Here is a 12,536-nt window from a genome sequence, read left to right as displayed (position 1 = left end):
AGTAATGCGTAAAAAAAAGCCCTTTACCCGTACCTGCCCATCTTTCCCCGCCATGCAGCCGATGCCATGGCTTAAACGTCTTCATAACAAAACAACCCCTAACTTTAATTTCTTAAACGACGAATGCTTCTTATGCTCAAGCGCTTTTCCCTTTTTTCCGTTTTGATTCTTTTCCTGTCCCTGTGCTCGACGGCTCAACGCATTGTGTATTCCGAGGCCGATAACGACGATTCCCGCCGGATGCGGTTCGAAGTGATTGGCAAGGTGGACGGTAATTTCCTGGTGTACAAAAACAACAAGAACCGTAATTATATCGCCGCCTACAACAACGACATGGAGCAGGTGGCGAAGGAGGAACTGGACTATATTTCCCCCGACCGCCTCATCAACATCGACTTTTATCCCTATACCGATTTTACCTATGTTGTTTACCAGTATGAAAAAAAACGGGTTGTCTATTGCGAAGCCGTGAAGGTGGACGGCATGGGCAAAAAGATTTCCGACATCATTCCGCTCGACACCACCCACATCGGGTTTGGCGGTAATAACAAGATTTATACTACCGTCAGCAACGAAGACAAGTCAAAACTGATGGTCTTCAAGATCAACACCAAAAACAAAGAACGCTATGTGCTGACGACGCTCCTGTTCGACAAGAGCCTGGCCCTGTTGAAACGCAGCCGCATGGAAATACCGATGGAAGAATATAAGGACAACCTGGATGAATTTCACCTGGACAACGACGGCGATATGGCATTCACCAAGTTCAAACGGGCTAATAATGAAACCCTGCAGGAGTCCTGGCTGATTTACAAGCCGGCCCTCAGCGATTCGGCGCTGATCGTCAACGTACAGCCCGACAAGATTTTCCTCGACGAACTGCATATCAAGGTAGACAACGCCAACAAACGCTTTTTTGTCACGTCATTTTATTACAATAAAAAGCGCGGCGATGTGGAAGGCTTTTATTTTTATGTGTGGGACAAGGCTACCCGGCAGCCGGTATTGCAAAATACCGTTGCACTGAACGAAGAACTGCGCCGCGAAGCCAAGGGCGGCAACACCAATGTCAAATCAGCCTTTAACGACTATTTCATCCGCAATATCATTGTAAAGCGGGATGGCGGCTTTGTCATCAACACCGAGTCGTACTATACCATTTCCCGCGGCACCCCCTGGAACCGCTGGAACTACCTCTACGGCTCCCCGCTTTCGATGTACGACTACTACAGCCTGTATTCGCCCTACCGCTCGCTCTACTGGCGCCGCGATCCGTTCTACACCTCCCGCAACAACGTGCGGTACAATGCCGACAATATCACCGTGCTTTCGTTTGACAAGACCGGGAAACTGGAATGGAGCAACGTGATTCACAAAGAACAGTTTGACGACGAGTCGGACGACCGCATCTCTTATCAAACCGTCAATACGGGCGGACAAATTCACTACCTCTTCAACCTGGACGAAAAGAGGGCATTGTTGCTGAATGATTTCACTTTGTCGCCCGACGGGCAAATCGCCCATAACCCCACGTTGAAAAATCTCGACCGTGGCTACGAGTTCATGCCCAAGTACGGAAAACAGGTCAGCAGCACGCAAATGATCATTCCCTGTTACTACCGAAACAGCATTTGCTTTGCAAAAGTGGAATTTAATCAATAGAATTGCCGGGTGATTTCCATATTCCGACAAAAAACCCCGGGTAACATTTTCGTACTCCTGCTTTTTGGCTTTTTGCTGAAAATGCCAATTTTCCTGCATCCAAAGCCGCTGGTTGCCACGCAAAACGACGCCGACCTCTATCACGGCTTGCTGAACGCGCTGCGGTCGACAGGTCCCGGCAACGCCATGCTTGGCTCACTGCTCGCCCTGGTCTTGCTGTATGCGCAGGCGTTTATGATCAATTATTTCATGAACGAATTTCGCATGCTGGGCAAAGCCACTTACTTGCCGGCCATGGCCTACCTCTTGCTGACAAGCCTGTTGCCCGAATGGAATTATCTTTCTTCGCCGCTGGTAGCCGCTACGTTCATACTCTGGGCGCTGATTGTCCTTTATCGTCTTTACAATGTGCAGGTGGCCCGCGGACCGATCTTCAACATCGGTTTGCTGCTGGGCATCGCCTCCTATATTTACTTTCCGTCAGCCGCTTTCCTGCTTTGTTTTTTGATCGGAATGATGGTCCTTAAACCGTTCCGGCTGAATGAGGTCATCCTGTTTCTACTGGGTTGTGTGACCCCTTATTATTTTTATGGTTCTTATCTTTTCCTGACGGGCAACCTGAGTTTTGCCTCGTTTATGCCGCACGTTTCGGTAAAAGTGCCCCAACTGCGCAGCACGGTTTGGCTGGCCGCCAGTACGGTTTTGCTAACGATCCCGTTTTTACTGGGTGGTTTTTTCGTGCAGAGCCATTTGCATAAAATGCTGATCCAGGTCCGCAAGAATTGGAGCATCCTGTTGCTTTACCTGGTGTTGGCCTTTTTTGTACCGTTTATCAATACCTACGAATCGTTCAGTAACTGGATCTTGGTAGCAGCTCCCTTTGCCTGTTTCCATGCAGCCACGTATTTCTTTCCGCCAAAAGCCTGGCTATCCAATCTCTTGTTTTTCCTGATGGTCGGTTATGTTCTTTACGTGCAGTATGGAACGTCATTGTGGCAATAAGCCGTTCAGCCAGTTTTTACAGAACAAATGCCCGCAGGTCGCCAAAATCAATGATTCGCGGGAACGATGTCTGCTCCGGATGCAGGTTGATCTTGTCGTAAAGCACGGCGTCGATGCCCAGTTCCACGGCGGCCTTCAGTTCGGATTCGGGGTCGTCGCCAACGACCAGGACCTCCGCCCTTTGAAAACCATGCCGGTCCATGATATCGGTGAAGACCTTCTTTTTCGTTGCCTTCGTCAGGTCCACAATGTGAATTTCACGAAAGTCTTTTTCAATCCCCATGCCCTCCACCTTGCTTTGCTGCAGGGCCAGGAAACCGGTGGTCACCAGGAATTTTTCAACTGGCAGCATCCTGGTTTCTGCATAATCGCTGAATGGCGCAATCGGTCCTTCGTAGCGAAGGTTGGCCAGCAGGTCTGTCCCTTTTTGCGCCAGGTTCTCGCTAAAGCCAAAGTCGGCAGCCACCAACTGGAATGGCCGGCGCATCAGGTTTTGTTTCACCTCGTCCAAGTTCTTTGTCAACTCACCGCTTTCTTCGAGCAGCCGGAACAGCGAGGCAAACAACTCCGTGGCAATGGCGGACACGGGATAGATGGTATTATCAAGATCAAAAATGATTGCTTTCTTTTTCATGTCTGCAGGAAAAGATAGTTGATTGATCGCTTTTGCACCCGGATTTTCCCTAACCGGAACCGGCCACAAAAAAAGCCTGCATTGTTCTAATGCAGGCTTTTTGAATTAAAGAACATTTTTAGCGCAGGAACAACAGTTCGCGGTACTTGGGCAGGTACCATTCCTTGTCGTCTACCAGTTGCTCCAGTTTATCCACGTGGTAGCGAAGCGGCTCAAAGAAGGCTTCCTTCACGTCGTTGCAGTAGGCAACTGCTTTGTCGCGGGTTGCGTCAAGCGCATTGCACTTCTTCCGGGCCTCGATCATTTCAACCGTCAGGCGACTTGCTTCGTTGATGTGTTTCGAAATCTTGTTCAACACCTGCGTGCGCTGGTCGCAAACACCTTCTGCCACACCAACTTCTTTCAGTCCGCGGATGTTTTCCACCAGCGTATTCTGGTATTTGATCGATGCCGGCAGAACGTACGATGTCATCAGTTCGGCCATGATACGGCTTTCGATCTGCACTTTCTTGATGTATTTCTCCAGCTCAATTTCATGGCGGGCTTCCAGCTCGTTGTGCGTATAGATGCCATTGTTTTTAAACAAATTCTTGGCCTTATCGGTGACCATCGCATCGAGTGCCAGCGGCGTCGTTTTGACATTGGGCAAACCGCGGCGCTCGGCTTCCTGCTGCCATTCTTCACTATAGCCGTTTCCATCGAACAACACTTTTTCGCTGGAAACAATGGACTCTTTCAATACATGGAGGATAGCGATCTCTTTCTTTTCGCCTTTTTCAATCAGCGAATCCACCTTGCGTTTAAAGTTGCGGAGTGTTTCTGCCATGATGGTATTCAGCACGGTCATGGCGTTTGCACAGTTAGCCGAAGAACCAACAGCACGGAACTCGAATTTATTACCGGTGAACGCAAACGGCGACGTGCGGTTGCGGTCCGTATTGTCGAGCAGCAGTTCGGGAATGCCGCGGTGAATGTCGATCTTCAGCATGCTTTCGTCCTGCTCGTCGAACTTGTCTCCCACCCTTTCTTTCACATCTTCCAAAACCCGGGTGAGGTAGCCGCCGATGAAAACCGAAATGATGGCCGGCGGGGCTTCATTGGCACCCAGGCGAAAATCGTTGGAAGCCGATGCAATCGCGGCGCGAAGCAGATCGGCATGATCGTGCACTGCCTTGATAGTGTTCACGAAGAAGGTGAGGAACATCAGGTTGGTCTTTGGCGTTTTGCCGGGAGCCAGGAGGTTTACACCTGTATCGGTTGCCAAACTCCAGTTGTTGTGCTTTCCGCTACCGTTGATGCCGGCAAAGGGTTTTTCGTGCAGCAGCACACGCAATTTATGCCGGGCCGCCACCCGCGACATAATATCCATCAACAGGGTATTATGGTCTACGGCAATATTCACTTCTTCAAAAATGGGGGCACACTCGAACTGGGCCGGCGCCACCTCGTTGTGACGGGTGCGCAGGGGAATACCCAGCTTGTAGCTTTCTTCTTCAAAGTCGCGCATAAATGCATACACTCTTTCGGGTATCGAACCGAAGTAGTGGTCTTCGAGTTGCTGGTTCTTGGCCGAGTTGTGACCAAACACCGTGCGGCCACACATCACCAGGTCGGGACGGGCATTGAACAGGCCTTCGTCCACCACAAAATATTCCTGCTCCCAGCCAAGGGTCGGCGTCACTCTTTCCACGTTGCGGTCAAAATAATTGCACACATCAACGGCAGCCCTGTTGATGGCTTCCAGCGCTTTCAGCAAGGGCGCTTTATAGTCGAGCGACTCCCCTGTATAGGAAACAAAAATCGTCGGGATGCAAAGTGTTTTGCCATAGCCAATGTCCATGATAAAAGCCGGGGAAGAAGGATCCCAGGCTGTATACCCACGGGCTTCAAATGTGGCCCGCAAGCCGCCGCTCGGAAAACTCGATGCATCGGGCTCTTGCTGGATCAGTGCGTCGCCATCAAACTGTTCGATGGGCGTGCCGTCGCTTTTCAGGGTAAAAAATGAGTCATGCTTTTCGGCCGTGGTACCTGTAAGCGGCTGGAACCAGTGCGTATAATGAGTCACACCTTTGCTCTCGGCCCAGGCCCTGACGCCGTTGGCGATCTGGGCGGCCATGGAACGGTCGATTTTTTGCCCGGCTTTGATGGATGCAGTCAGGCTTTTATAGGCTTCGTCGCTGAGGAACTGACGGGCCACCTGGTGAGTAAATACATTTTCGGCAAATATTGCGGTGATCTTCGTGCACCTTGGTTCATCACGTTCGGATATCGTTTGCAGATTTACGAGGGCATTAAATCGAAGAGACATAAAAAATAGATTTTCTCAAAGAAAATCAAATTCTCCGAATAAAATCAGCGCAAATTTTCCCCCTCAGCCTGAAGAAATAAGAATTTTCGGAAGCAAACGATCGAACACGGCAGCACGAAACCTGGTTTATTTCATAAAAAGCCAGGATTTTAAATATCTATTTTTCTGCCATATTTCCGGCAAAGCGCTCCCGGATTCGTGTCCAATCGGCGCCGGCCACAATGGGAACAAACAACAGCGGCAGCACAATGCTGCGGTACCGGACAATGGCGCCTAGAATATTGACGGTGTAGCCGATCATGAGCAGGAAGGACATGGAAAAGAAAAGACAAAACAAGACAAACGGCGTGAGGGAAGCGTTCCGCCGGCGAAAAAAGAGGCAAAGCAGCGAAAGCAAAAGCAATGCGTTGATTTCCGTTGCGGCCGCCAAAGAAAGCAAGTGGCGCACGTCCGACGGATAAGGTCGAATAAGGCTGAGAACAAAGGCCTGTGGCGTGTTGCGCAAAAACGACAGGAACGTTGGTTCGAGGGGAGAAACAGTGACCGCCGAATTGCCCACCAGGCGAAAAAACGCCTGCTGGCGAGACACCACTTCCTCGGGGAAATCGAGACGCGGATGAATGTACCGCGCCGTAAAAAAAAGAACAACAAATACAGCATAAATACAGGCAAACACGAGCTGCGGCGACGTTTTGCGTTTTTCTGCCACGGCCCAGGCAAAGAGGGCCGGTAAAAACGGGATCAGCAAAAAATTGCGTAAGGCCAGCACCAGCAAAAGTCCCAGCAGGATAGCAGCCACCCGTACCACGCTTGCACGCCCCTCCTTTAACACAAAGTAGAAATGATATACGACGAGTGCGATACCCAGGAAAAGAAGCCCGTCCTTGTGCAGGCCGGACGTCCAGTACAGGTACGAAGGAATGAAAAACGTTGTCAGCAAAATGGGCAGGCGATTGCCGGGAAAGGATTCTTTCATGACCCTGTAAATGGCCATGGGCCCAAACAAGGTCAGGAACGAGTACATGATGACATTGACATAATAATTGCCAAAGCTGAAGACATTAAAAATGGCCAGCATCTTGACAAAAAAGGTCCCCTTCAGGTCATTCCACCACGAGTTTTCAGATGCAAGAAATTTCGTGTAGCCTTCCTGGTAAGTGTTGTGAAAAATGCTGCTGAAAAATTCGCCGGGGTTGGTAAGCAGCAGGTGATACTCTTTTATGCTTTCAAAATGAAACGCCCAGGTATCCACCATCTGCGCCAATTCGCCATAATACACGCCGATCCAACCGTACAGAATGCCGGCCATCACTTTCAGCAAAAAGAAGATCACCAGTTGCGGTTTGGACAGGCCTGTTTGGGTAAAAAACCGAACCCTCGTTACGAGCCATGCAAAAAAAATCAGATAAGCAGCAAAAACCAGGTGCTCCAACACAAGGATGTTTAGCGGCGCAAAATAGGCAAATCAGTTCACAAGTTCACCGGTTTACGAGTTCACAGGTTGAAGCTGTTGCAGCCGAATTATTTTACGTCCAACCCGTGAACGGGTGAACTTATGAACCGGTGAACTTTGAAATCACATAGTTTTGCTCCTTTCATTTACATCATGGAAGTAACCGTAAAAACCGCGAAACAACTCCGCCTCACTGAAGAAGAATTCGAGCTGATCAAACAGAAACTTGGCCGTACGCCTAACTTCAACGAGCTCTGTGCTTTTTCGGGCATGTGGAGCGAACATTGTAGTTATAAAAATTCCATCAAGTGGCTGAAGACCCTGCCCCGCGATGGCAGCCGCATGCTGGTCAAAGCCGGCGAAGAAAACGCAGGCCTCATGGACATTGGCGAAGGCTATGGTGTGGTCTTCAAAATCGAGTCGCACAACCACCCCTCTGCCATCGAACCCTTCCAGGGCGCAGCCACCGGCGTGGGCGGCATTCACCGCGATATTTTCACTATGGGGGCACGTCCGATCGCTTCCCTCAATTCGCTTCGCTTTGGCAAGCTGGAAGATAAAAAAACACAGCACCTGCTGGCCGGCGTGGTGCACGGCATTTCGCACTACGGTAACTGCTTCGGCGTACCGACCGTTGGCGGGGAAGTATATTTCGACGAATGCTACCACACCAACCCACTGGTAAACGCGATGAGTGTCGGTATTGTGAAAGTCGGCAAAACAGTTTCGGCAACAGCTGCCGGATCCGGTAATCCCGTGATGTATGTCGGCAGTGCAACAGGAAAAGACGGCATTGGCGGCGCTTCGTTTGCGTCGGCAGAAATCACCGAAGAAAGTACTGAAGAATTGCCCGCCGTGCAGGTAGGCGATCCGTTCCAGGAAAAGAAACTGCTGGAAGCCTGCCTCGAGGTGATTGAAACCGGTGCAGTGGTCGGCATGCAGGACATGGGTGCTGCCGGCATCATCTGCTCCACGGCCGAAATGAGTGCAAAGGGCGGCGTGGGCATGCACGTCGACCTTGACAAAGTGCCCATGCGCCAGCAAAACATGAAGGCCTGGGAACTGCTTCTCAGCGAAAGCCAGGAACGCATGTTGCTCGTGGTGGAAAAAGGCCGCGAAGAAGAGGTAAAAAAAGTGTTTGATAAGTGGGACCTGGAAAACGCCGTGATCGGGCATGTAACAGAAGATGGCCTACTGAGCTTTTACATGCATGGCGAACTGGAAGCGCAAATTCCTGCCGAAGAACTGGTGCTCGGCGGCGGCGCACCGCAATATGAGCGGGAATACCGCGAACCCGGCTACCTTGCAACGAGCAAGGATTTCACCATCGCTTCCGTTGACGAGCCCAAAAATCTAAAAGAGGTTGCAGAACAATTGATCCAGCTTCCCTCCATCGCAAACAAGCGCTGGATTTACCATCAATACGACAGCATGGTGGGCACGGTCAACACATCAACCAATTCGCCAACCGATGCTGCCATTGTTTTGGTGAAAGAAACCGGAAGAGGCATTGCCATGACCGTGGATTGCAACAGTCGTTTTGTACATGCAGATCCGTATAAAGGCGCCATGATTGCCGTGGCCGAAGCCGCCCGGAACATTGTCTGCAGCGGCGGCATTCCGCTGGGTGTTACCAACTGCCTGAATTTTGGCAATCCGTACGACCCGGAAGTGTATTACCAGTTTGTGAATGCCGTAAAAGGCATGGGCGAAGCCTGCCGCCGGTTCGACACGCCGGTTACAGGGGGTAACGTCAGCTTCTACAACCAAAACCCCGACGGGCCTGTATTTCCGACGCCAACGATCGGCATGGTAGGCCTGGTTGAAGACCTGAAGAAAAAAATGACCCTCGACTTTAAAGAAGAAGGCCATGAAATCTTTTTACTGGGGGCCGTGAAAAATGATGTGGCCAGCTCGCAATACCTGAGTAAGATCGCCGGCGTGACCAGCTCACCTGCACCCTATTTCGACCTGGAACAGGAATTCAGCCTGCAGCAGTGTATCCAAAGCCTGATTCAAAATAGCCTGATCGAAAGCGCACACGACATCAGCGAAGGTGGCCTGGTAACCGCACTTTTGGAAAGCGCTTTTCCAAACGGCCTGGGTTTTTCCGTTGTCAAAACCGACGCCGGTACCCGTAGCGACGCCTTCTGGTTTGGCGAGGCGCAGAGCCGCGTTGTGGTGACTGTCACAGAAAAACAGCGCAGCGATTTCTGGCAGGAAGTTCTCCGTTGCGACATTCCTGTTTTATCGCTGGGAACCGTTACGGCCGGCAACATCTCTGTAGACGGCGAAGCCTGGGGAGAGATTGATCACTGGAAGAGTCTTTACGATACGGCCATCGAAAAACACCTTATCAAAGAACTGGATTCAGAAGAGGCACTGGCCATGATTTAGCAGGCCGTCTCTAATTAAAATAAAAAGGGGACAAATGATTGTCCCCTTTTCTTATTACTGCAAAGCCGATTTTACATTTCTTCGATCAGTTGGTTGACAAATGATTTGGTCATAGCGGTCATGGTCGCATTGTAATCGGCCAGGTATTCGGAGGTTGCCGACTTCCAGGATTGAAAGAACCGAATACCCTTGTTTTGCGAGGGATTTTTTACGGTAATCTTACCGGCTTTCACGGCATTGCCAGCTCCTGTAACCTTGTAGGAAACCACCAGGTCCTTAAAGTCAGGTTCCATGTAAATTTTATCCCAACTGATGGCATAGATCAGCCAGATCATGTGCGCCTTGTCCACCAACGCAAATGCCCGTGGCGCTTCTTCAACGGTCAGATCCAGGTGTTGCCCGTTCAGCTTTTGACTGAGCCCCTTCGTGGCCAGGGTATTGACTGCATTGGAAAACTGCGTGACAGCAATCGTTGGGTTCAGCGAACAGGTGTGACGGTAATCATATTGCCAGTAAACGACCAGTGGCAATACCTTGCTGGTTTTTTGTTTCGTTGTTGACAGGGCACTGGCAGGCGATGCAATTGCAGACGTAACGGTGAAATCCGCTTTCTTTTTCTTGTCTTCCTTCGGCAACTGGTTATTGTATTGCTCCGCCACAAAGCGGTCCATTTTTTTAGATGTAAGGCAACTGCTAAAAAACACAAGTGAAACGATCGCTAAAAGAAAAACCGTAGTTTTTTGAGGGGACAGGCTATTCATACAATTAATTTTGGTTTGCGGCTGCAATAGTAGGATTCATCTGCTTTGTTTCCAAGCCAATTCATTTTGCAACCACTGCAAATGCCCGGTGTACGGGCTTTTATTCGCAGGAATCCTCCACTTTTCCACAGCCCTGTTAAAACTTACTTTCCGCCACAGGATTTGATGTAGGTTTGCATGACCTCCCGGAAGTTTTCTCCTGCTGGTCCGAAGCGTGAGGCGAGATTCGTCAATCGTGAATGCAGCCGACTTTTCTGCGCTGCACCTAATCATCAAAAACAACTGCAAACAGTAAACTGTAAACTTTTTTTATGGCGAAATTTATTTTTGTTACCGGCGGGGTAACATCCAGTTTGGGAAAGGGAATCATTGCAGCTTCGCTGGCAAAGCTGTTGCAGGCAAGAGGACTACGGGTGACGATTCAAAAGTTTGACCCCTACATCAACGTCGATCCCGGTACCCTGAATCCCTACGAGCATGGTGAGTGTTATGTCACGGAAGACGGCGCCGAAACCGACTTAGACCTGGGCCATTACGAACGCTTTCTCAACATCTATACGTCGCAGGCGAATAACGTCACCACCGGCCGCATTTACCAGCATGTCATCAACAAAGAACGCGAAGGTGCATTTCTCGGAAAAACCGTGCAGGTGGTGCCGCACATCACCGACGAGATCAAGCGCCGCATGCTGTTGCTGGGCCAAAAAAATGAATTCGACATTGTAATTACCGAGATCGGCGGAACGGTCGGTGATATTGAATCACTGCCCTATATTGAAGCCGTTCGCCAGTTGCAATGGGAATTGCCGGAAGAGGATCTGCTGGTCGTTCACCTGACCCTGATTCCTTACCTGAAAGCGGCGAAAGAATTAAAGACAAAACCGACGCAACACTCGGTGCGCCAACTGAGCGAAAGCGGCGTGTTCCCGGATGTGATCGTGTGCCGCACCGAAGAGCCGTTGAACCAGGATATCAAGCGCAAGATCGCCCAGTTCTGCAATGTGAAACCCGAAGCGGTGATCGAAGCACCGGACGCCAGCACCATTTACGAAGTGCCGCTGCTGATGATGAACGAAAAGCTGGACCTGATCGTCATGAAAAAACTCCAGATCAGCGGCAAGCACGATCCGGACCTGACACGCTGGAAAGAATTTTTGGACAAGCTCAAATATCCCAAGGCAAGAATCACCATCGGCCTGATTGGCAAATACGTGGAGTTGCAGGATGCCTACAAATCCATCCTCGAAGCGTTTGTACACGCCGGCGCCGTCAACGAATGCAAGGTACAGGTGGTGCCCATTCACTCCGAATTTCTCACACCGGAAAACGTCGCGGAAAAATTGCAAAACCTGGATGGCTTACTGGTTGCCCCGGGCTTTGGTTACCGTGGCGTGGAAGGAAAGATCACAGCGGTGCAATATGCCCGTGAAAGCGGTCTGCCTTTCTTCGGTATTTGCCTCGGTATGCAAATGGCCGTGATCGAATACGGCCGGAACGTGCTGGGTATCAAAAATGCCCAATCGACCGAAATGGACCCGAAAGCAGATGAGCCGGTGGTAGACATGATGGAAGAACAAAAACAAATTACGGCCAAAGGCGGCACGATGCGCCTCGGCTCCTACCCTTGCGAGATCAAGGAAGGAACACTGGCGCAACAAATCTATGGTACCCCAACGATCTCGGAGCGCCACCGTCACCGTTACGAATTCAACAACCGGTACCTGCAGCAATACGAAGACGGCGGCATGATCGCGTCGGGCAGAAATCCTGAAACTGGCCTGGTGGAGATCATGGAAATCCAGAACCACCCGTTTTTCATCGGTTGCCAGTATCACCCCGAGTTAAAAAGCACGGTGGAGGCCCCGCACCCGCTTTTTGTACACTTCGTGGCTGCCGCAAAAAAATTCAATGAAAAACGACTGATCGGTACCAACCCGCTGCTGCAAAGCGAGATGATCTGAGGACGTAAAATATCGAACGTGAAAATCAAACCGAAAATCCTTTCGTTTCAATCGAAATCTTCTGTTTCACTTTTCACGTTTGACATTACACATAAAAAAAGCCCCGGAACACCGGGGCCTTTTTTTACAGGCGAAAAAGCTTTAATCTTTTTACTGGACGGAACGCCTGGGTTCTTTTCAAAGGATTGGATAAAAGCGGTCTGGATATTGAATACGTTTAGGTTTTCATTGGATCCAGGTCTTATGGTAAAGATGCCTAAATCGCCACCAATTGCAAAACAACAGCACCTGTTTTCCGCACAAATACAAAACCTTTTTAGCAGACGCTAGGAATATTCCCTTATTTTCCGGCCCATAA

9 protein-coding genes are annotated in these 12,536 nt (G+C 50.2%); 5 read left to right on the top strand and 4 right to left on the bottom strand.

The window, feature by feature from the left end; genetic code table 11:
- Positions 1-132 precede the first annotated feature (132 nt).
- Positions 133-1,662: a hypothetical protein gene (locus D6024_RS09455; RefSeq protein ID WP_162944660.1), complete on the top strand. Its 1,530-nt coding sequence runs from the start codon at positions 133-135 to the stop codon at positions 1,660-1,662.
- A gap of 81 nt (positions 1,663-1,743) precedes the next feature.
- Entirely contained in the window at positions 1,744-2,664 is a 921-nt protein-coding gene (locus tag D6024_RS09450; RefSeq protein ID WP_162944658.1) for a hypothetical protein, read from the top strand.
- A gap of 16 nt (positions 2,665-2,680) precedes the next feature.
- Here D6024_RS09450 and D6024_RS09445 read toward each other — a convergent pair whose 3' ends face one another.
- The 3 genes from D6024_RS09445 to D6024_RS09435 form a co-directional block, all read right to left on the bottom strand.
- Positions 2,681-3,298, bottom strand: a complete 618-nt coding sequence (locus D6024_RS09445; RefSeq protein WP_121354781.1) for an HAD family hydrolase — start codon at positions 3,296-3,298, stop codon at positions 2,681-2,683.
- A gap of 118 nt (positions 3,299-3,416) precedes the next feature.
- A complete protein-coding gene (locus D6024_RS09440; RefSeq protein ID WP_121354364.1) occupies positions 3,417-5,606 on the bottom strand; it encodes a glutamine synthetase III family protein in 2,190 nt (729 codons plus the stop codon).
- A gap of 157 nt (positions 5,607-5,763) precedes the next feature.
- A complete protein-coding gene (locus D6024_RS09435; protein ID WP_162944657.1) occupies positions 5,764-7,041 on the bottom strand; it encodes a hypothetical protein in 1,278 nt (425 codons plus the stop codon).
- A gap of 135 nt (positions 7,042-7,176) precedes the next feature.
- Between D6024_RS09435 and purL the strand changes: the two genes are divergently transcribed.
- The gene (gene purL, locus D6024_RS09430; RefSeq protein WP_240409993.1) at positions 7,177-9,456 is read left to right on the top strand and encodes a phosphoribosylformylglycinamidine synthase subunit PurL; all 2,280 of its coding nucleotides are present in this window, start codon (positions 7,177-7,179) and stop codon (positions 9,454-9,456) included.
- Between the two features lie 71 nt (positions 9,457-9,527).
- Here the strand turns inward: purL and D6024_RS09425 are convergent, their stop codons facing one another.
- Complete coding sequence (locus D6024_RS09425) at positions 9,528-10,217, bottom strand: hypothetical protein (protein ID WP_162944656.1); 690 nt, start codon at positions 10,215-10,217, stop codon at positions 9,528-9,530.
- Positions 10,218-10,528: 311 nt separating this feature from the next.
- Here D6024_RS09425 and D6024_RS09415 point away from each other — a divergent pair, with 311 nt between their 5' ends.
- Together D6024_RS09415 and D6024_RS09410 are read left to right on the top strand one after the other, a co-directional pair.
- A complete protein-coding gene (locus D6024_RS09415; RefSeq protein WP_121354359.1) occupies positions 10,529-12,178 on the top strand; it encodes a CTP synthase in 1,650 nt (549 codons plus the stop codon).
- Between the two features lie 18 nt (positions 12,179-12,196).
- Complete coding sequence (locus D6024_RS09410) at positions 12,197-12,508, top strand: hypothetical protein (RefSeq protein ID WP_121354358.1); 312 nt, start codon at positions 12,197-12,199, stop codon at positions 12,506-12,508.
- Positions 12,509-12,536 lie beyond the last annotated feature (28 nt).

Origin of the sequence: Flavisolibacter nicotianae (assembly GCF_003628535.1) — a bacterium.
Taxonomy (GTDB): domain Bacteria; phylum Bacteroidota; class Bacteroidia; order Chitinophagales; family Chitinophagaceae; genus Flavisolibacter; species Flavisolibacter nicotianae.
This window is presented reverse-complemented; position numbering and strand designations above follow the sequence as displayed.

Excerpts from the sequence above, each read along its gene's own strand:
- D6024_RS09425 (WP_162944656.1), bottom strand. The coding sequence starts at position 10,217 with ATGAATAGCCTGTCCCCTCAAAAAACTACGGTTTTTCTTTTAGCGATC.
- D6024_RS09440 (WP_121354364.1), bottom strand. The coding sequence starts at position 5,606 with ATGTCTCTTCGATTTAATGCCCTCGTAAATCTGCAAACGATATCCGAA.
- D6024_RS09455 (WP_162944660.1), top strand. The coding sequence starts at position 133 with ATGCTCAAGCGCTTTTCCCTTTTTTCCGTTTTGATTCTTTTCCTGTCC.
- D6024_RS09450 (WP_162944658.1), top strand. The coding sequence starts at position 1,744 with ATGCCAATTTTCCTGCATCCAAAGCCGCTGGTTGCCACGCAAAACGAC.
- D6024_RS09415 (WP_121354359.1), top strand. The coding sequence starts at position 10,529 with ATGGCGAAATTTATTTTTGTTACCGGCGGGGTAACATCCAGTTTGGGA.
- D6024_RS09445 (WP_121354781.1), bottom strand. The coding sequence starts at position 3,298 with ATGAAAAAGAAAGCAATCATTTTTGATCTTGATAATACCATCTATCCC.